Annotated in this window: 1 protein-coding gene; it reads left to right on the top strand. The window is 70.7% G+C overall.

Going from position 1 to position 427, the window contains the following annotated elements; translation table 11 throughout:
* A partial coding sequence (locus KBX53_RS35810) for a redox-sensing transcriptional repressor Rex (RefSeq protein ID WP_210864121.1) occupies positions 1-427 on the top strand: 427 nt, incomplete at both ends.

The raw sequence follows: 427 nt of genomic DNA, 5'->3' as shown, positions 1-427 counted from the left end.
TGCCCGAGGCGACCGTCGCTCGGCTCCCGGAGTACCTGCGCGCGCTGCACAACCTGGCCGACACCGGGCACGAGACGGTCTCCAGCGAAGGCCTCTCCGCCGCCGCCGGGGTCAACTCCGCCAAGCTCCGCAAGGACCTCTCGCACCTCGGCTCGTACGGCACCCGGGGCGTCGGCTACGACGTCGCGCTGCTGATCGAGCAGATCGAGTATGTGCTCGGGCTCACCCAACGCCGGGCTGTCGCCCTGGTCGGCGTGGGTAATCTCGGTCACGCTCTGGCCGGCTACGACGGCTTCGCCAGCCGGGGCTTCCGGATCGCCGCACTGCTCGACGCCGATCCCTCCCGGGTCGGTGAGGAGATCAACGGCCTGGTGGTCCGGCATGTCGACGACCTGCCGACGGTCGCCGCCGAGGAATCCCTGGCGAT

It is taken from the genome of Micromonospora sp. M51 (assembly GCF_018070305.1).
Classification (GTDB): Bacteria; Actinomycetota; Actinomycetes; order Mycobacteriales; family Micromonosporaceae; genus Micromonospora; species Micromonospora parva.
Note: the sequence above shows the minus strand (reverse complement) of the source record. Positions and strands in the feature narration are given on the sequence as shown.